At 53.1% G+C, this 18,721-nt stretch carries 13 protein-coding genes and 1 pseudogene; 10 read left to right on the top strand and 4 right to left on the bottom strand.

Annotation, left to right across the window (positions count from 1 at the left end):
- The first annotated feature begins 6 nt into the window (after positions 1 to 6).
- From KI367_RS03635 to KI367_RS03595, 9 genes are all read left to right on the top strand, one after another.
- Complete coding sequence (locus KI367_RS03635; RefSeq protein ID WP_246536576.1) at positions 7 to 2,991, top strand: extracellular solute-binding protein; 2,985 nt, start codon at positions 7 to 9, stop codon at positions 2,989 to 2,991.
- A gap of 67 nt (positions 2,992 to 3,058) precedes the next feature.
- A complete protein-coding gene (locus tag KI367_RS03630; RefSeq protein ID WP_373316198.1) occupies positions 3,059 to 3,970 on the top strand; it encodes a carbohydrate ABC transporter permease in 912 nt (303 codons plus the stop codon).
- A gap of 1 nt (position 3,971) precedes the next feature.
- Complete coding sequence (locus KI367_RS03625; RefSeq protein WP_212947658.1) at positions 3,972 to 4,880, top strand: carbohydrate ABC transporter permease; 909 nt, start codon at positions 3,972 to 3,974, stop codon at positions 4,878 to 4,880.
- Positions 4,881 to 5,003: 123 nt separating this feature from the next.
- Positions 5,004 to 7,052 (top strand): YIP1 family protein, encoded by a 2,049-nt coding sequence (locus tag KI367_RS03620; protein WP_246536569.1) that lies wholly within the window; start codon positions 5,004 to 5,006, stop codon positions 7,050 to 7,052.
- A complete protein-coding gene (locus KI367_RS03615) occupies positions 7,052 to 9,508 on the top strand; it encodes a DUF5696 domain-containing protein (RefSeq protein ID WP_212947936.1) in 2,457 nt (818 codons plus the stop codon). Before KI367_RS03620 ends, KI367_RS03615 begins: the two co-directional genes overlap by 1 nt.
- Positions 9,505 to 10,368 (top strand): carbohydrate ABC transporter permease, encoded by an 864-nt coding sequence (locus KI367_RS03610; protein ID WP_212947656.1) that lies wholly within the window; start codon positions 9,505 to 9,507, stop codon positions 10,366 to 10,368. The genes KI367_RS03615 and KI367_RS03610 overlap by 4 nt, the downstream gene beginning before the upstream one ends.
- 30 nt (positions 10,369 to 10,398) lie before the next feature.
- The gene (locus tag KI367_RS03605; protein ID WP_212947653.1) at positions 10,399 to 11,376 is read left to right on the top strand and encodes a carbohydrate ABC transporter permease; all 978 of its coding nucleotides are present in this window, start codon (positions 10,399 to 10,401) and stop codon (positions 11,374 to 11,376) included.
- A gap of 177 nt (positions 11,377 to 11,553) precedes the next feature.
- Complete coding sequence (locus KI367_RS03600; protein WP_212947651.1) at positions 11,554 to 12,912, top strand: ABC transporter substrate-binding protein; 1,359 nt, start codon at positions 11,554 to 11,556, stop codon at positions 12,910 to 12,912.
- Between the two features lie 50 nt (positions 12,913 to 12,962).
- Entirely contained in the window at positions 12,963 to 14,318 is a 1,356-nt protein-coding gene (locus tag KI367_RS03595) for an ABC transporter substrate-binding protein (protein ID WP_212947649.1), read from the top strand.
- A gap of 121 nt (positions 14,319 to 14,439) precedes the next feature.
- On the opposite strand, the gene KI367_RS03590 is transcribed toward KI367_RS03595, so the two are convergent.
- Genes KI367_RS03590 through KI367_RS03580 form a run of 3 tightly spaced genes read right to left on the bottom strand, consistent with a single transcriptional unit; the run spans position 14,440 to position 17,304 of the window.
- Positions 14,440 to 15,165: a hypothetical protein gene (locus KI367_RS03590; RefSeq protein ID WP_212947647.1), complete on the bottom strand. Its 726-nt coding sequence runs from the start codon at positions 15,163 to 15,165 to the stop codon at positions 14,440 to 14,442.
- A gap of 55 nt (positions 15,166 to 15,220) precedes the next feature.
- Entirely contained in the window at positions 15,221 to 16,609 is a 1,389-nt protein-coding gene (locus KI367_RS03585) for a sensor histidine kinase (RefSeq protein WP_212947645.1), read from the bottom strand.
- Positions 16,606 to 17,304, bottom strand: a complete 699-nt coding sequence (locus tag KI367_RS03580; RefSeq protein ID WP_036715464.1) for a response regulator transcription factor — start codon at positions 17,302 to 17,304, stop codon at positions 16,606 to 16,608. The genes KI367_RS03585 and KI367_RS03580 overlap by 4 nt, the downstream gene beginning before the upstream one ends.
- Positions 17,305 to 17,658: 354 nt before the next feature.
- Here KI367_RS03580 and KI367_RS03575 point away from each other — a divergent pair.
- Positions 17,659 to 17,918: pseudogene (locus KI367_RS03575) on the top strand (YdeI/OmpD-associated family protein); the annotation flags it as partial.
- Between the two features lie 56 nt (positions 17,919 to 17,974).
- Here the strand turns inward: KI367_RS03575 and KI367_RS03570 are convergent.
- On the bottom strand, positions 17,975 to 18,688 hold the full coding sequence (locus KI367_RS03570) for a hypothetical protein (RefSeq protein ID WP_212947643.1): 714 nt from the start codon (positions 18,686 to 18,688) through the stop codon (positions 17,975 to 17,977).
- Positions 18,689 to 18,721 lie beyond the last annotated feature (33 nt).

Genomic DNA, 18,721 nt, shown 5'->3' with positions numbered 1-18,721 from the left:
GCAGACGTGAAGCTCAACAAGCACAGGTGGAGAAAACGCTCCATCATCGCCGTTTTATTGCTGGCAGCGGTGGTCAGCCTCATCAAGCCGCAGCCATACAGCCATCCGCCTTCCGCATTTGCCGAACCGCAGCAAGGCAAGAAAACGTCCGACCATGCCATGCCGGGCGAAGAGGAGACGATCGAACCCTATTATCTGGAACGGCTTCAAGCCTGGCAAAAAGCGGGCGTATCGAAGGGGACATCCGAGCAAACGCTGCCCGCTTCGGCATTCACCGCCAAATCCGATGACGCCGACCTTCGCGTCGAAACTTTCGAAGGAAAATCCGATGCGCTTGTCTGGCCGAACCAACGCGGTTGGGTGGAATACGAAGTCGATGTGGCCCGGGAAGGGCTGTATGAGATTTGGGCCGACTATTATCCGCTGCCCGTGAGCGACGGAGGCAACCGTCAACCGGTTCTGCTATCGGTTTTCGTCAACGGCGAGTACCCGTTCAACGAAGCCAGATCGATCGTGCTGGAACGTTACTACCGCGAAGTCGGCAGAGAGCGGTACGACGAGTCCGGAAACCAGCTGCGCGCCCAAGTGGAAGAAGTGTCCGGGTGGAAAAAGACGGCGTTTCGGGAATCGAACGGAGCTTACGCCCTTCCGCTTGAATGGCATTTGAAACAGGGGAAAAACACGATCCGCCTGCAAGTGCTGCAGCAGCCCGTTGCGCTCCACGGGATCACGATCAAGCCGGCGGAGGAACTGCCTTCGTATGCGGATGCGAAAGCGTCGTATCCTGCGGATGGGGTTCGGTCGGGAGCTCCTATCGTCGTCGAGGCGGAGCTTTACGACCAGAAAAACTCAACCTCCATTCAAAACGTGTATGACCGCGATCCCGCGTCGCATCCCAAATCGATCGGCTCCATCGCTTATAACACGTTGGGAGGCTCAAGGTGGATGGAGGGCGGACAGTCGGTCGCCTGGACGATCGACGTGCCGGAGACCGGGCTGTATAAGCTGGCCATGCGGGCCAATCAGAACAGCATGAAAAACATGGCTGTATTCCGCAGTTTATACATTGACGGCAAAATTCCCTTTCAGGAAATGAAAACCGTTCGTTTTCCCTATGATTCCGGTTGGAAGGGGATAACGTTAGCGGATTCGGACGGGGCTCCGTTCGTTTTTTACCTAACCAAGGGCACGCATACGCTGGCCATGGAAGCCCATTATGAGCCCTACATGCCCATGATGATCGAGATGGACCGTATATCCAAGGAGCTGCGCTCCATTTTGCTGGAGCTCCGGATGGCGACCGGCAACCGGGAGGACAAATACCGGGTGTGGAACGTCGAAAAGGATATTCCGGGGTTAATCGAACGGCTGGAGCGGATCCGCGAACAATTCGTTTCCCTGCAAAACCAAATGAAAAGCATCAATCCGAAAACCGATAACGTGACGCAAATGTTGAAAAACGGGGCGGCCGATCTCAAAAGCATCCTGAGTAAGCCCAACCAGATTCCTTACGCCAAGGAGCGCATCGCATCGGTGCAGGAATCGCTCGAATCGAACCGTTCCCTCCTGATGGATAGCCCGTTGCAGCTGGATCAGCTGTTCGTCGCTCCTCTGGACGCGAAACTGCCCGGCATGACGTCTAATTTTTGGCAGAAAACGGGCGGTATGCTCCAATCCTTGTTTTATTCGTTCGGAAAAGGTTCGACGACGAAAGCCCAAGACGAAGACGTGCTCGAAGTCTGGATGGTCTGGGGACGGGATTACGTGGATGAGCTGCAGCGTCTGGTCAATGACCGGTTTACGCCGGAGACGGGGATCAAGGTGCATATCAACATGATCCAAAATCCGCAAATGCTGACCTTGGCGAATGCGTCCGGCATGATGCCCGACGTGGCTTTGGGAGTTCCGGCCAACGTTCCGTTCGACATGGCGCTGCGCAACGCGGCGCTTGATTTAAGCAAGCTTCCCGGCGCGGACGAGTTTTTCTCTGCGTATAATCCGGGGATGCTGCAGCCGCTGTATTATGACGGCGGTTATTACGGAGTGCCGGAAACGGTCCGGTTCAAAGTGTTGTTTTACCGCAAAGACATTTTGGATCAGTTGGACTTGAAAGTGCCGCAAACGTGGGACGACGTCTATGCGATCTTGCCGACGCTGCTGCAGAACCATTACAACTTCTATATGGATCCCGCGGATTATACGCCGATCCTGTTCCAGAACAACGTCGATCTGTATACGGCGAACGGGTTGAAAACGGGGCTGGATACGCCCGACGCATTCAAATCGTACAAAATGTGGACCGATTTCTACAACGTCCAAGGGCTGGAGCGCGTCGTGCAGAGCTTCTACAACCAGTTTAGGCGAGGAGACATTCCGATCGGCATATCCGATTTCAATATGTACATCCAGCTGCTCGTGGCCGCGCCGGAAATCGCCAACGATTGGACGATCGCCCCGATTCCGGGGACGAAGCGGGAGGACGGAAGCGTGGTACGCTGGTCGGGAGGCGCCAATCCGACCAATGCGATGCTGTTCAAGAGCAGTGCTCCGGAAAAGCAGCAGAAAGCCTGGAAGTTCCTCCAGTGGTATATGTCCACCGAAATCCAGACGGAGTTTGGGCTCAATCTCGAGCAGTATTACGGGGAAACGTTCCGCTGGAACACGGCCAACGTGCAGGCTTTCGCGCAGATGCCGTGGAAACCGCAGGATTTGAACGTCATTTTGGAGCAGTGGAAGTGGACCAAGGAAGTCCCTCAAGTGCCGGGCGGGTATATGACGGATCGCGAGATCGGGTTCGCCTGGAACCGGACGGTCGTCGACGCGGAGAATCCCCGCATTTCGCTCGAAAAAGCGATCAAGGAAATCAACCGCGAGCTCGCACGGAAGCAGCAGGAATTCGGGATTGCGGGGCCGAACGGCGAAGCGCTGAAGTCGCTGGATCTTCCGCGGATGGATCAACCTTGGGAAGGAGTGGATCAGCTTGTCGAATGAAGCGACCCGGGTCGTACGGCAGCCGGCAGCTGCGCGGAGCCCGAAGCTGAAGGGCAGTCTCGGCCGGATGCTGCAGGACAAGATGAGAGAAATATGGAGATTCCGGCTTTCCTATCTCTTTATCGCGCCTTTCCTCGTCGTGTTCAGTTTGTTTATTATCATTCCTGTTTTTACGGGGGTCGCCCTCAGCTTTACGTATTTCAACTCGATCGAATTCCCGAAATGGGCCGGGTGGATGAATTACCAAAACTTATTTTCGCAGGACGTCATTTTCCTGCAGCATGTCATACCGAACTCCTTCAAGTTTGCATTGTTCGTAGGCCCGATCGGATACGTCCTGGCCTTCGTCCTGGCCTGGCTGATCGCCCAGCTTCCGGGCACCCTCCGCGTTTGGTACGCGCTTGCGATGTACGCGCCATCCCTGACGGGAGGGATCGCCATGGTCGTCGTATGGCAGGTCATGTTTACGGGGGACCGCACCGGATATATCAACAGCTTCCTTTTGAAATGGGGTTTGATCGACCAGCCCATGCTTTTAACGATCGATAAGGACTATTTGCTCGGAATCATGATCGTCGTCTCGATCTGGTCCAGCATGGGCCTCGGGTTCCTGGCCATCCTGGCCGGCATTCTGAACGTCGACCGGACGCTGTACGAAGCGGGAAGGATCGACGGCATCTCCAGCCGGTTGCAGGAAATCTGGTATATTACGATTCCGATGATGAAACCGCAGATGCTGTTCGCCGCGGTCATGGCGATCGTCGGGACGTTAAAATCAGGCGGTATCGGAACGCAGCTGTCCGGGATGAACCCGACGCCGGATTATTCGGGACAGCTTTTCATGAACCATATCGAGGATTTCGGGTTCACGAGGCTCGAGCTTGGTTATGCGAGCGCCATCTCGATCGTGCTGCTCATTCTTACGATTCTGCTCAGCCGGTTCCTGTGGATGCTGCTCGGGCCGAAGGAGGATGAATAACATGGCGGTACTGAACAAAATGCGGCAGTCCATGGCCCGGTCCTGGTCCCTGTACCGGAGCGATTTCCGGAGCATGGACAAAACTCAAATCTTTTTGCTTTTGCTGCTGACGCTGCTTGCCGTATTCATGCTTTTGCCTCTTGTCTTTATTTTTAACCATGCGTTCAAGCCGCTGCACGAGCTGTTCCTGTTTCCGCCGACGTTTTTCGTGCGCCAGCCGACGCTGCAGAACTTTACCGACCTGCTCCAGGCGACGCAGGACACGTTTCTGCCGGTGACCCGGTTCATTTTCAACAGCATCGTCGTCACGTTGTTATCCACGGTCGGCATGGTCATTCTGGGCGCCTTGTGCGCCTATCCGCTGGCAAAACATCCGTTTCCCGGGCGCAAAATCGTGTTCGGCGTCATTCTCCTGTCGATCATGATCTCCGTGGAGACGATGGGGATTCCGCGTTATATCGTCGTGAAGTCCTTGGGCATCATGAATACCTATTGGGGGCATGTGCTGCCGATCCTGGCCCTACCCGTCGGCGTGTTTTTGCTGAAGCAGTTTATGGATCAGGTGCCGGATGAGCTGCTTGAAGCGGCGAAGCTTGACGGAGCCACCGAGTGGCAGCTTCTCGTCCGGATCATCCTTCCGATCGTCACGCCGGCGATGGCGACGATAACGATTTTGTCGTTCCAAACCGCTTGGAGCAATTCGGAGACATCCGCGCTGTTTATGCAGGACGACGCGATGAAGACGCTGCCGTTTTATGTGGAATCGCTTACATCGAACCTGGCGAATACGGTGGCGCGGCAAGGGGTTGCGGCCGCTGCGTCTTTAATCATTTTTATGCCGAATCTGATCATCTTCCTGCTGTCGCAGCGGAAAGTCATTCAGACGATGGCCCATTCGGGCATCAAGTAGGGTAACGGAGGTTCAATCATGGAAAAGCGAAGGGCCTGACGACGGCTGATCTATATGTTGACGATTATCTGTATTTTGACCGCCGCCTTATTGCCGGAATCTGCCGCGGCGGAACCGCCCTACATGACTTTCAGCAAGGACGGTTACGACCGGAGGATCCCCAGCCAGGCAGCCTATTACCCATCCACCGTCGTGGGGGACAACATCTATAAAAAGAAGGTTCAAAACGGCGCGGAGCGCCTGGAATATTCGCCGCTCAAACGGCCGCAGGACCTGTTCATCGACCGCAAGGACGAAATCTATATCGCGGATACGGACAATAACCGGATCGTCCACCTGAACCGGGACGGAGAATTTCTGCGCGAAATTACCGCAAAAGGCATGAAGTCGCCTCAAGGCGTGTTCGTCGCTTCGTATGGGACGATCTACGTCGCCGATACGGGAAACAAACGGATTTTGAAGCTTTCCGCCAGCGGCGAGCTGCTTGCCGAGTACGGGCATCCCGAGTCGCGTTTCATCGACGAATCCTTTCACTACGAACCGACGAACCTTGTCGTGGATGCCCGGGGTTTCATGTACGTCATCAGCAACGGCAGTTATCAAGGGATCATCCAATTGGATCCCGAAGGCCGATTTTACGGCTTTTACGGCACGAACATGACCGAAGTATCGCTGATGGACATCGTACGCAAGCTGTTTTACACGGAAGAGCAGCTCAGCCGCCAGGTCCGGACGCTGCCTTCGACCATCCGCAATATTCACATCGACGCACAGGGGTTCATTTATACGGTGTCCGCGACGGATAAGGAGCAGGTCAAGAAGCTGAATATCCGCGGCGAAAACCAATGGAAGGACAAAAAGTTCGGGATCGAGCCCCGGTTCAGGAGGCGGAGCCAGGCGGCGGAAACGCAGCAAACCGATTCGAAGCAGGAGGTGCAGAAGTCCGGTTTGACCGACATCACGGTGGACCGCAACGGAAATTTGGTCGCGATCGATAAAGTGTCCAATGCGGTGACGCAATACGGCCCGAACGGGGAACTGCTGTTTTTCTGGACGGGACCGGTGACGATCGGGTCTCCGCAGCTCGGCATCAGCCAAAGCCCGGTCGCGGTGGACACCAATTCCAACAACGAACTGTTCGTGCTGGACGATTCCCAAAACCTGATCCACGTACTGAAGCCCACGGAGTTCGGGATGCTGCTGCATAAGGCGACGAGCTTATCCCAGGAAGGAAAATATGCCGAAAGCGAACCCGTCTGGCGGGAGGTGCTGAGGTTAAACGCGTTGTATTCGCCGGCTTACCAGGGACTCGCGGAAGCAGCGTATTACAAGGAAGATTACAAAGAAGCGCTTCGCCTGTTCAAGCTGTCGGGGGACGTCGGCGGATATTCCGACTCGTATTGGCAGCTGCGCCTGCAGTGGTTCCAGCGCCAATTCTCCGTCATGGCCAATACCGTTTTCGCTGCGGCCATCCTGATCTGGATCTTTTACCGCAGCAAGAAAAGGATGCGTTTTTTAACGCAGGGAAGCCAAAGATTGCGGGGGTTTTTGGGCAAAAACAAGCTGCTGGTCCAGCTGAGGCATGCATTTACCATTTTAAGGCACCCGATCGACGGGTTCACGGATCTCAGGTACAGGCAAAAAGGAAGTTACCTGAGCGCTTTCCTTCTGCTTCTGTTCGTAACGCTGGTGCTTCTGGCGAAGGAATATTACACGAGTTTCACCTTCATGCCCGTTCCCAGCAACGAACGCAGCGGCAGCTTCCTGATGACCGGGGCGGTGACTTGGCTCACCTGGGTCGTCTGCAATTATTTGATCGGCAGCATCAGGCAGGGGGAGGCGCGCTTTAAGGACGTGTTTGTCGGCAGCTCCTATGCGCTGTTCCCGATCGTCATTCTCGGGCTGCCGCTGGCCGCCGTGTCCAACATCATGACGCTCAGCGAATCGTCGATCTACGGCTTTTTCCAGACCGGGATGCTCATCTGGTGCGGATGTTTGTTTTTCTGGAAGATCCAGTCGCTTCAAAATTACGGCGTCGGCGAGACGGTAGGGAACATCCTGTTGACCGCGTTTGCGATGATCATCGCCTGGGTGTTGATTTCGATCATCGCCGGGCTGTCTTCCGAGCTGCAGAACTTCTTCTATACCATATATCAGGAGGTGTCGATGTGATGCGGATGCCGGCGAAGTGGAAACGGCTTTTCGTTCTGACGCTCCTAGCGGCCATGACAAGCGCAAGCATCGTCACGTACACCATCGCCGCGGAGACGAGGACGCCGAACGGGGCGGAAGCGGGCAAAACGGATTCGGAGCAAAATGCGAAGCGGGAAAACAGCGCCGAAAGCGCTCGGGGATCCGAACCGGGGACGATAGTCGATCCTTCCCAAACGAAAGATGCAAAAGCAGGGGGAGGGGCCGACGGAAAAACAGTGACGGGCCGCAGCGGCCAAACGGCCAGCAACAGCTACCGCTCCCTGTTCCCGGACGACGATGCCTTTCGGCTCGCAAGCGAAAATGCCTATCTTGGGCTGTACGTCGACCCGAAAACGGGGCATTTCCTCGTCAAGGACAAACACAGCGGCCAAGAGTGGAGGTCCTTTCCGGATGCTAACGGTTGGAACGACAAGGATAACACGAACACCTGGAAAAAGCATATGCAATCGCCGGTGTTCATCAAATACGTCGAGTTTAACGTGCGGAAAGACCAAATCAAGGAAACGAACGTCAAGGATCAGAAAGCGGCGATCGAGCGGTTCGAGATCACGGATTCGGGTTTCCGGCTTACGTTCGACATGCCCGACATCGGGTTCGCCATTCCGATCGAAGTGAGCCTTAAGGATGACAGCGTCGAAACGAAAATCATCGAAGAAGGCTTTAAGGACGGGAAAAGCAGCGAGGAGATGGCCGAATACGAGTCACGCACGAAAAAAAAGGATAAAAACGCGCGCATTGCGGCGCTTCGCTTATATCCCTTCCTCGGCGCTTATACGTCGGACCGGGAGGATGGCTATCTCCTGATACCGGATGGTCCGGGGACGCTGATCCAGTTTCGGAAGGACCGGCCGCCAAACAACAATTTTTATTTCGAAGGGGTGTACGGGGAGGATTACGCCTTCAGCAACAACAACCAATCCCTTTCCATTCGCCAGCCCGTTCGCATGCCCGTTTTCGGCATCAAGGCCGGCGGTCAGGGGCTGTTGGCCGTCATTCGCGACGGGGCGGAATACGCCAATGTGCTTGCGGCCCCGTCCAAATCGATGAACCAGTACAACTGGGCGACGGCCGAGTTTACGTACAGGCAGCGTTTTTTTCAGCCGACCGATAAACGCAAGCAAAACGGATTCCAGACCTTCAACAAGGAACGCGCACATGGCGACCGGTCGATCCGGTATTATTTCCTGGACGCAGGCTCCCCCGATTACGTCGGGATGGCAGCGCGTTACCGCCAGGTTTTGACGGAAGAAGACGGACTGAAACGGGCGACGCCGGATGACGGTTCCATCCGTTTGCCGATTTATTTGCTCGGGGCCGATTCCAAAAAAGGGTTCCTGTGGGATTCTTACGAGGCTCTGACGACGACGTCGGAAGCCGAAGAAATCGTCAACGAGCTGACGGCGATCGGAGTCAAAAAAATGGCCGTCACCTACGCCGGCTGGCAAAAAGGCGGCATCAGCGATTTCGGAGGTCATTTCCCGGTCGACAAAGGCATCGGAGGCAATGAGGGAATGCGGCATTTCATCGAATATGCCCATGTCAAAGGCCATGACGTGACGCTGGACGCCTCCTCGTACACGTTCAACAACACGGGGCGCGACGGCTTCCGTTCCAGCCGGGACGGGCTGCAGGACCTGGGATCCGTCGTCATCAAGTATGGAGGAAGGAACGAAACGTCAAAGACGCTCGTGAGCCCCCGTTTTATGGAAAAGGTGCTGCGGAGAGACTTGGACAAATTCAAACCGCTCGGGGCCGACGGATTAACGTTTGGCGAAGGGCTGGGTTCGCTGTTGAACAGCGATTTTAATGAACGTCACAAAGCGACGCGGGAAGAAGTGAAAGGAATCCAGCAGCAGCTGTTCGATCAAGCGGTTCAAACGCTCGGCTCCGTCAGGGCGGAAGGCGCCAATTCTTACGCATGGAAATACGTCGATGCTTTGGATGGTTTGCCGATCGAAAATTCCTTCGATCTGTTCGTCGACGAGACGGTGCCTTTTATGCAAATCGCGCTGCATGGGTTAATCCCGTATTCATCGACGTTTGCCAATACCGCCGACAACTACACGACATATTTGCTGAAAAACCTGGAATACGGCTCTATCCCGAGTTTCATGCTGACCTATGCGGCTGCGCAGGACCTGATCGGGACGCGTTCGCTTTACAACTATTACAGCACGCATTATAAGGACTGGTCGGAAGAAATCGCCAAGCAGTACGGCCGGTTCAACGAAGCGCTTGGAGACGTGCAGGACCGGATGATCGTCGGCCATCGTTCCCTTGCCGCAGGCGTGTACGAGACGACGTACGACAACGGGAAACGGATCGTCGTGAACTACAACGAATCGCCATATCACGGGAGCGGTTATGAGGTCGAAGCCCGCGATTTTGCCGTCGTTCATGGGGGGAGATCATGATGGGCAAATTCAAAATCAAAGCTCGTACTTCACGGCATTTGGAAGCGCTGATGTTCGTCGCTCCCTGGGTCCTCGGCTTCCTGTTGTTCATGGCCTTTCCGCTTGTTTTCTCCCTGTATATGAGCCTGCATAAAGTGACGGTGCTGCCGACGGGCCTCAAATACGATTTTCAAGGGTTGAAATATTATCAGGAAATTTTGTTCGGGAGCTCGGCCTTTTACGATAACCTCATCCCGTTTTTTCAGGAAATCGTCATCATGGTGCCCGTCATCATCGTCTTTTCATTATTTATCGCCATCATGCTCAATCAGAATTTTCCGGGACGGATTTTGTTTCGGGTCGTGTTCTTCCTGCCGATCATTTTTACCTCGGGATATGTGTTGACGGAATTCGTGAATCAGGGCGAAGGAACGCTGGGCTTTTTGGAGCGGTTTTCGATCGGGGAATACCTGCTCGATTTTTTGGGGGACAGTTCCTGGACGAAGCCGGTCATGGACGTGCTGAATCGGTTCGTGCTCGTGTTATGGTACTCCGGGGTGCAGATCCTGATTTTCCTGGCGGGAAGGCAGACCATCTCGAAATCGAGCTACGAATCGGCGCGGATCGACGGCGCTTCCCCATGGGAGGTGTTCTGGAAAATTACGCTGCCGGCCATGTCGCCGTTCATTTTGCTGAACCTGATTTATACGGTGGTCGACATGTTCACGTTCCCGTACAACCCGATCATCGAGCTGATCAATACGGGGAACTACGGCTACAACAGCGCTTTGGCCTGGAACTATTTCGTCGTGATAGCTTGCTTCCTGAGCCTGATCATGCTCCTGTTTTTGAGAATGAACCGCAGCCGCCGCTACCGGTAATGCAGATCCCGCTAGAGAGGAGGGGCCGAAATGATTGGAAAAATCAACGCGATCAAGTCCAAAACGTCTGCGCTTAAAAAAAGGATCGCCCGCGACAAGCTGAACACGGTCCGATACGTCATCCTCGGCCGGGAAGTGAACCGGGGACTATTGTTCAAGCTGTTTATTTACTGGATCCTGATCGTGACCTCTTACATTTATTTGAACCCCATTTTGAAAATGCTCGTGAAGATGGTGATGAACGAGAAGGACCTGAACGATCCGACGGTGACCTGGGTGCCCCACGAAGTTTATTTAGGCCACTTAAAAACGGCTTGGCAGGCGCTTCATTACGTGGAGTCCTTATTGGTTAGCGTCGGCATTTCCACGGTCGTTGCCCTATTTCATGTCATCGCGTGCGGATTGATGGGTTACGCGCTCGCCCGGATGCAGTTCCCTTTCAAAAAGCTGCTGACGGTGCTGCTCGTCGTCACGTTTATCATTCCGCCGCAAGTCATCGTGCTGCCCATGATCATCATGTACACGAAGCTGGGGCTGCAGGGGCATCCGTTTTCGCTGGTGCTGACTTCCTTATTCGGTTTCGGGATCAAAGGCGCGTTGTTTGTCATCATTTTCAGGCAGTTTTATACGACGCAGCCGAAAGAGCTGGAGGAGGCGGGCAAAATCGACGGGGCCAGCAGCTTCAAATTTTATTGGAAAGTCATGTTTCCGCTGGCCAAACCTGCGATCCTCGTGGTTTCCCTGTTCTCCTTCGTATGGACGTGGAACGACACCTATTACCCGCGGATGTTTCTCGGCCAATCTCCGCTGGTGCCGCTTTCGACCCAGATGTCCCGGGTGGATGCAAGCATTGCGAGCATGCTCGGGAACGAAGAAACCGCGCTGGTGCTGGTGGAAGCGATCAAAATGTCGGCCAGCTTCCTTGCGCTTTTGCCGCCGCTTCTGATCTTCTTTTTTGCGCAGCGTTATTTCGTCGAAAGCGTCGAGCGTACGGGGCTTGTCGAATAACGTGCATGCTGCAAATGCCTTCGGGCCCGCACGGAAACGTTGGGCATTGCAGGAATCGGGGACAGAAGAAGGGGGGATGCGGGCCAAAAAATGCTGCAAAGTTCCAAAGCGATTTCCATAAGTTCATGAAATGCCAAAGGGTATAAGATGAATCCATGTTGAAGGGATGAATCGGTCATGAAAAAGCGGATGAATGTTTTTTTCTTGATACTTGCAGCATTTGCGCTCATTATTACGGGATGCGGCTCCGGAGGTTCGGGGACCGACACGGCGGCGAAGGAGCAGGCCCCGTCGGATGCAAAGCAAGCCCCCAGTCAACCGGCGGAGCAAAAGCCGGAGGAGAAAAAAGAAAATCATGAGCCGATCAAGCTGATTTTCATGGCGCCTTGGAGCAAGGAGCAGGTCGAAAGCCGCATTCTTGCGGGGACGAAGGAGAAATTCCCCAATATCGACATTGAGCCGACGGGCAAATTCGCGGATGCGGCGTCCTTTGACGAACTGTTCGCCCAAAATGTGATGCCGGATTTGATTCTGACGACGGACGGCTTCGACATTTTGAAGGAAAGAGACATGCTGCTGCCGCTCGACGACATGCTGAAAGAACGGAACTTCGACTTCAACAAAATCAGGCCGGGAATCATGGATGCGCTTCGGGCCCGGGATCCGGAAGGCCAAGGAAGGCTGCTTGGCGTGCCGATCGAGGACGTGACGGTGGCGCTGCATTACAACAAAGCCGTTTTCGATAAATTCGGCGTGGACTATCCGGTCGACGGGATGACGTGGGACGAGGTGATCGACCTTGCCGGCAAAGTTACCGGGGAAAGGGACGGCGTGAAATACCGGGGATTGGCGACCAACTCTTTGTCCCAAGCGATGACGCAGCTATCCGCCAATGGCACGGATCCGCAAACAGGCGAACCCCAATTTTCGAAAAATCCGGCATTCGGGAAATTTCTGAACTTAACGAAGCGGATCGCAAGCATCCCGGGGAACTGGGAGCCAGACATCGAATACGACTTTAAAAAAGGCGACGTGGCGATGAGTCTGGGACTGATTGCAAACACCATCCCTTATTATCCGGAAGAACTCGATTATGACGTGGTGAGCTTCCCGAGCTGGCCGGATCTGCCGGGCGTCGGACCGTCCACGCTGCCGCTGACGATCGCCATCAACAAGCACAGCAAACATATTGACGAAGCGATGGATCTCTTGGAATTCCTGCTGACGGATGAGCAGCAAATCCGCATGACCCGCGCGGGCATCCCTTCGGTTTCTTCGGATCAGGGCATATTGGAGCAGTTTGCCGCCGATACGCTGAACGGCCGGGAATTCAACATCAAAGGCATCTATTCGCTGCAGCAGGCCAAACCGGCGCTTTACAGCCCATTCGGGCCGGACATTTTGCTCTACGGAACCAACTATGTCGGCTCGCAGGTGAAACCGTTCCTGACTTCGGGCAACGACGTTCAAACGTTCCTGCGGAAGATGGAAGAGGATTATGCCACCATCGTGAAGGAGAAAAAGCAGCAGAATTGATGCGCGGTAATTGTCTTTCCCAAAATAATCGCGGATGAGGGGGAATACGAGTGGGCAATAAGCGATCTTGGATTCACGGAGCGCTCGGTTTGCTGTTGTTGTTATGGATCACCGCTTGCACCGGCGGTACGGCGCAGGAAGCCGTGCCCGAGCCGAAGCCGCAGACGCAGACGGAAGAGCAGTCGGAGCCCAAGGAGGAGGCGCCCGTGAAGACGTTTCCTGAGGATCCGGTTGAACTGCTTGTAGCCACGCCTTGGGGCGAAGATTACTTTAATTCCCGCATTGGAAATTATATGAAGGAAAAGCTGCCTCATATCCAGGTGAAGCATGTCGATTGGAACGGTACGGTAGAAAACATGCAGGAGCTCAACGCTTCGCAGATCGTTCCGGATATCGTGCTTGCTTTTTCGGGCCAAGAGCCGCTTGAAGAACTCGAAATGGTTTATCCCCTGGACGACATGGTGAAAGATTACGGCGTTGATTTGAGCCAAATCGATCCGGCGATACTGGCCCAAGTGCGATCGCGGGACCAACAGGGCCGGTTGGTCGGCATTCCGCAGGAGATGGGCGTCATCGGCCTTCATTACAACAAGGAAATTTTCGATCTGTTCGGGGTTGAATATCCTTCGGATCATATGACATGGGATGAAGCGATCGAGATGGCGAAAAAAATGACCGCTGAACGGAACGGGGTGCATTACAGGGGATTGGAATTTGGAAGCTATACGTTCCCCCTGAAGCAGCTATCCGTCACTTTAACCGATCCCGATACAGGCGAAGTGCTGTTATCTAAACATCCGGAATTCACGCAGTATATGGAATTGTTGAAAAAAATATATAGCATACCGGGCATGTACGATGAAAACGTCAGCGGATTCAGCGATAAAACGGTCGCGATGCATGTGGATTGGCACGGATATCTCACATGGTTCGGGGGGAACGACGAAGAAGCGAAGGAGTTCCAGCAGGACATGGACATCGTCCCCGTACCCACGTTTCCCGGCCAGGAAAATACGGCGCCGACGCCCAATACGCAGATTTTCGCGATCAATGCGTTCAGCAAGCACAAGGAATTTCAATGGATCCTTGAAAGCATTTCGCCGGAGTATCAGGCGACGCTTGCCCGGGCGGGAACGCCATCCGTCATCACGGGGGACAAAACGATCAATGAGCAATTCGCTCAGGACAATATAAGGTACGAAGGCAAAAACATTAACGCGTTTTTCCAATATCCTTTTACGGCGCCGCCGGCCAAAAGCAGCCCTTGGGATCCGTACGTGAAGCTGGATGACGCGGTCAAGGAGTTTTTGCAGTCGGACATGGACATTCAGCAGTTCCTGAGAACGCAGACGGAAAAAGCGGAAAAGGCGATCCAGGAGGCAAAATCCTCGAAAGGGGAGTCATAAAGCCGCATGAATCTTTAAAAATTCCAAGGGCTGGCCGAAAATAAGCAACCGCAGAAAATCCCGCATCCGGAAAACGGAAGCGGGATTTTCGGTTTTACCGCCACAAAAACGGCTGCGGCGCTTATCCTTCATATCTCCGGGCTTCGCGAAAGGTTAGCATCAGCGCCAGCAGGAGCACGGTCATGACCGCATCGTACACGATGAGGATCAGCATAAGCGGTATCGGCTTCGTCAACAGGTTGGCGGCCAGGCTTGCCAAACCCGAAACGGCCAAAATCGCAACGCCCATCCCGACGGAGGCCGGCCCATGCTGCTTCAGGGTCCGAAAAGCCCGGCGGAAGGCGGCGTCGAAAGGGACGCGATCGGTGACAATGGTAAATTCCAAATAGACGAACAAAATCCGAAAGACGATCAAAAACAGCAGGGCGGCCCCCGAGCCGATCGCCCCAAACATGACGATCAGCAGGGTGGACGCCGCCGAAGCCGCAAGCATAATCGCGGCCCGCAGCAGCAGAAAGGGGAGTCCGTAACGCAAGTTCGCCCGCATCATCTGCGAAACCGGAAGTTTCGAACCTCGGCATGCCGCAGCGAGCGTACGGATGTATCCTCCCTGCGCGAATGACCATAACAGGGCCGCGACCAGCATAAACCAGGTGAACGGCAGGGAAAACAGCTGAAAAACGGACGGGATTCCCATGCCCAGCATGACCCGGGAACTCCATTGGGATTTGATCTGCGACGTTTGAGAGCCGTATAGAACGACCAGCAAAATGGCGTCGATCAGGAAGGGCTGCAGGACAATATAGGGATGCTTTCTGAACGTTCGGCAAGCTTCCAGGATCGGCATAGCAACCTCCTTTGGGTTGGGTACGATAAGTTTTTGCGGAATATCAGCCTGCGGTTTAGGCAGGCTTGGACGAATCGAGCTGAAACGATTGCTGCACCGGCAGCCTGATCCAGAAGATCGAACCTTTGCCGATTTGGCTTTCTGCCCATATGTTGCCTTGATGGGCCTCGACCAGCGCTTTGGCAATGCTCAAACCGACCCCTAGTCCGCCGCTGTCCCTGGATCGGGATTTATCCGCCCGGTAAAAGCGGTCGAAAATCCGGCCGAGCTCCTCTTCGGGAATGCCCATGCCCGTATCTTTGCAGAAGACGAGGATCGAGTCCTCTTCATGAACGACGCCCACCTCGATTTTCCCGCCGCTTGGCGTATATTTGATGGCATTGTACATGACGTTGGACAGAATTTGCGCGATCCGGTCCGGATCGGCTTGCAGGTAGCACGGCGTTTTGGACGGCACGTAATCGAAGCGGATGTTTTTTTCCCGGGTCAGGAATAAAAAACCTTCGTAAATGCCTTGCACGATCCGCGACAAATTGACCTCCTGCTTATTCAGTTCGAATTGCGCTCCTTCGGCTTCCGACAGCTTCTCCATGTCTTCCACGAGACGGTACAGCCGTTCAATGTCGACAAGGATACGCTGAATTTGATCGGCCGTAAGCGGGTAAATGCCGTCAATGATCGCGTCCAGTTGCGACAAAACGGCGGTCAGCGGCGTTCTGAGCTCATGCGTGAGATCCTGCATCAGCTGATTGCGCCACGATTCATGGCGTTCGAACCGGTCGATGAGATGATTGATCGTCGTCATCAGAACCCGGATCTCCTTCGTGCCGCGGACGCGAATCGGCGAAAGCTGGTTGCTCGTTACGATGGTCTCCGCCGCGTCGGAAGATGCGGATATGTTTCGGCTCCAGCGCCAAGAGGCCAAGAGGGACACCGCGAAAGCGGCGCTAAGAAACAAGATGAGCACCGTCCGGCCCCTCCGCTCGAGCTGCTCTTCCAGCTGCCGGATGGCAGGCGAATACGCGCCTTCGGCCGTATCGTAAAAGGAAGTGAGATAACCGTCGATTTTTCCGTCCAAGACGAGCGGAGCTTCTACGGAAAAAAGGCCGGGGCGCGACAGCCATGCCGGGTCCACCAAATCCAGGATCATCGTTTGGCGGTCTTCGCCGACATATCGGATCGGGACCGCGAAATGGCGCGACGCATCTTCGAGTATTTTGATGCTTTCGCTGCGATCCGCGGCGTTTTTCATCCGTTCGCGCAGCGTATAAAGCAGATGGTGGCTTTGCTCGGCGGCGTATTTTTGTTTGAACGAAGCAAGCTGCTTGCTCCAAATTTGCGTCAGGGCCATATAGGAGCCGATGGAAGCGGCCGCCGTCAGGGAGAGGATCGCCAAAAACAGCCATGTACGGGTGGTTATCGTCCAGGATGCCGTTTTTTTCATGTTTCGTCCGGCTGGAAAGTAAATTTGTATCCGGAGCCGATCTTGGTGACGATGTACTGCGGGTTTTTGGGATCCTCTTCGATTTTTCTGCGGATATTGCGGATATGTACGTCCATGACGCGCCCGTCGCCAATAAAACGGTAACCCTGCACCTCGTAGGACAAATCATGCCTGCTGAATACCTTCCCGGGTTTTTTGACGAGAATGCTCAGCGTGCGGAATTCGGTCGCGGTCAGGTTCGCGGGTTTTCCGTCGATATACACGTCCTCGAATTCGAAATTGACCATCAGCCGGCGGCGGTTAAAATAGAGCACGTTAGGTCCGCTTTTGTTCAGCTGGGTGATTCTTCGCTGCAAGGCATAGATTCTGGCAATCACTTCTTTCATGCGGAACGGCTTCGTGATGTAGTCGTCCGCCCCCAGGTTCAGGCCGTTGATCATATCGGCTTCGCGGGCTTTCGACGTAATCATGATGAGCGGAATGTTCGATACCTGCCGAATGCTTCGGCACACTTCTTCGCCGGGAAGCCCTTGAATCATCAGGTCCAGCACGACCAAGTCCAGTTTCAAAAGCTGGATTCGCTTCAAGGCCTCCCGGCCGTCGCCCGTAATGTGCACGTTCCAGCCTTCATTGAGAAAATACGATTGCAAGATGTCCCGGACGGAAGCTTCGTCTTCTACAATCAAGATGTTCATCCTGTAACCTCCTAGAACTCTTTTTCATTTGAGCGGAATCAAACATACTCGAAAAAGGGTAAACCCGGACCGCCAAGAGGGCGTCATATGCTAAAAGCAGGGGATGAATCTATGGAACATGTCCTTTAAAAGATATATCTAATCCTTCGTTTATATGTATTGGTAAACGCTTTCATTCATGCGTGGTTATATTTTACAATAAAACCAAACGAAGTGGTAGCGATTTGTTATATTAACTTGAGAAGGGGAGCGAAAGAAGAAGGTTTTTATAACAATAATAAAAGCTGCCGGAAAATGCCCGGCAGTTATTTTGTATCTATAGGAGTTTTGCGGAATTTGAATCATATTTTTCTTAATGAAGCCATTGAAGTTGAAAAAGCCGGTTTGAAGGTGAATATTCCCATAAAGGATACGGACTTCGTCATTCCTCAAGAATTTCAAGAGAAATTAGATGAACATCCTGCGTTGAAAAATGCTTTTGACGCGTTGATGCCAGGACGTCAAAAAGGATACCTCATCTATTTTTCGGCGCCTAAACAATCCAAAACCCGGGAATCAAGGGTTGAAAAATGTGAGCAGCAATTCTCGATGGGAAGGGATTAAATGATCGATAAATCAGATGGGAATCCCTCTTTCGGTTCATAACCATAAAAACGCAGATTGTGTAATGTTAATGAATCTTCCATTCTAATTGTTTAAAAGTTTTCGTATTCCATTCTTTCACATTTTCAAATGAAATGTCGTCAATGTTTGCAACCTTGGCTATTAAAGTGTCATCATTCCACTCGATCATCGAAATTGGATATTCAAAGGAACTTAAGATTTTCAAATTTTCGGGAGGTGAAATTTCCTGAAAATTTTTCATATTAACGATTACGACTTGATTTCTAAGAACCTCTGAACCTTCATTTCTACCAAAGAGAAAGGCCACCTTTTCACCATTCTGCTTTGAGACTTGAAGAAAACTTGACTCTGAAATCTGCAAGGACAGCCATTCTCCATCCTTATGTTCCAACAGAAGTTGATTACAAAGTTTCGTCCCACAACTGTAATTCAAAAGGATGTAGTCCTTCTGATTGTTTGTGAACAAATAATTAATCCGCATTCGATTTAATTCATTTTTTTTGTCCTCAAATTGTTCTAAGTACTGATTTAAAATCGGAATTTTGTCGACGGAGATGTTGAGAGGGTTTTGGTTAGGAATTTTCATTTGAAGCATCAGCTCTTTTTCCCGATTTGCACTAGTATTATCTTTAGATATATTTTGGAATTTTGTGTCATGCGTTTCTTCTTCTTGATCCCCAAGTATTATGTTACTTCCCTTTGATTGGCAAGAAACGCATAAACAGATTATTAAAAACATGATCGGCAAGTATCTTTTCATCATATCCTCCGAACGATTTATAAGTTATTTTAC

The organism is Paenibacillus cookii (assembly GCF_018333375.1).
GTDB lineage: Bacteria > Bacillota > Bacilli > Paenibacillales > Paenibacillaceae > Paenibacillus_AQ > Paenibacillus_AQ cookii.
Note: the sequence above shows the minus strand (reverse complement) of the source record. Positions and strands in the feature narration are given on the sequence as shown.

Coding starts and splice junctions, on each gene's coding strand:
- KI367_RS03630 (WP_373316198.1), top strand. CDS start 3,059: ATGCTGCAGGACAAGATGAGAGAAATATGGAGATTCCGGCTTTCCTAT.
- KI367_RS03625 (WP_212947658.1), top strand. CDS start 3,972: ATGGCGGTACTGAACAAAATGCGGCAGTCCATGGCCCGGTCCTGGTCC.
- KI367_RS03620 (WP_246536569.1), top strand. CDS start 5,004: ATGACTTTCAGCAAGGACGGTTACGACCGGAGGATCCCCAGCCAGGCA.
- KI367_RS03615 (WP_212947936.1), top strand. CDS start 7,052: ATGCGGATGCCGGCGAAGTGGAAACGGCTTTTCGTTCTGACGCTCCTA.
- KI367_RS03610 (WP_212947656.1), top strand. CDS start 9,505: ATGATGGGCAAATTCAAAATCAAAGCTCGTACTTCACGGCATTTGGAA.
- KI367_RS03605 (WP_212947653.1), top strand. CDS start 10,399: ATGATTGGAAAAATCAACGCGATCAAGTCCAAAACGTCTGCGCTTAAA.
- KI367_RS03600 (WP_212947651.1), top strand. CDS start 11,554: ATGAAAAAGCGGATGAATGTTTTTTTCTTGATACTTGCAGCATTTGCG.
- KI367_RS03590 (WP_212947647.1), bottom strand. CDS start 15,165: ATGCCGATCCTGGAAGCTTGCCGAACGTTCAGAAAGCATCCCTATATT.
- KI367_RS03585 (WP_212947645.1), bottom strand. CDS start 16,609: ATGAAAAAAACGGCATCCTGGACGATAACCACCCGTACATGGCTGTTT.
- KI367_RS03580 (WP_036715464.1), bottom strand. CDS start 17,304: ATGAACATCTTGATTGTAGAAGACGAAGCTTCCGTCCGGGACATCTTG.
- KI367_RS03570 (WP_212947643.1), bottom strand. CDS start 18,688: ATGAAAAGATACTTGCCGATCATGTTTTTAATAATCTGTTTATGCGTT.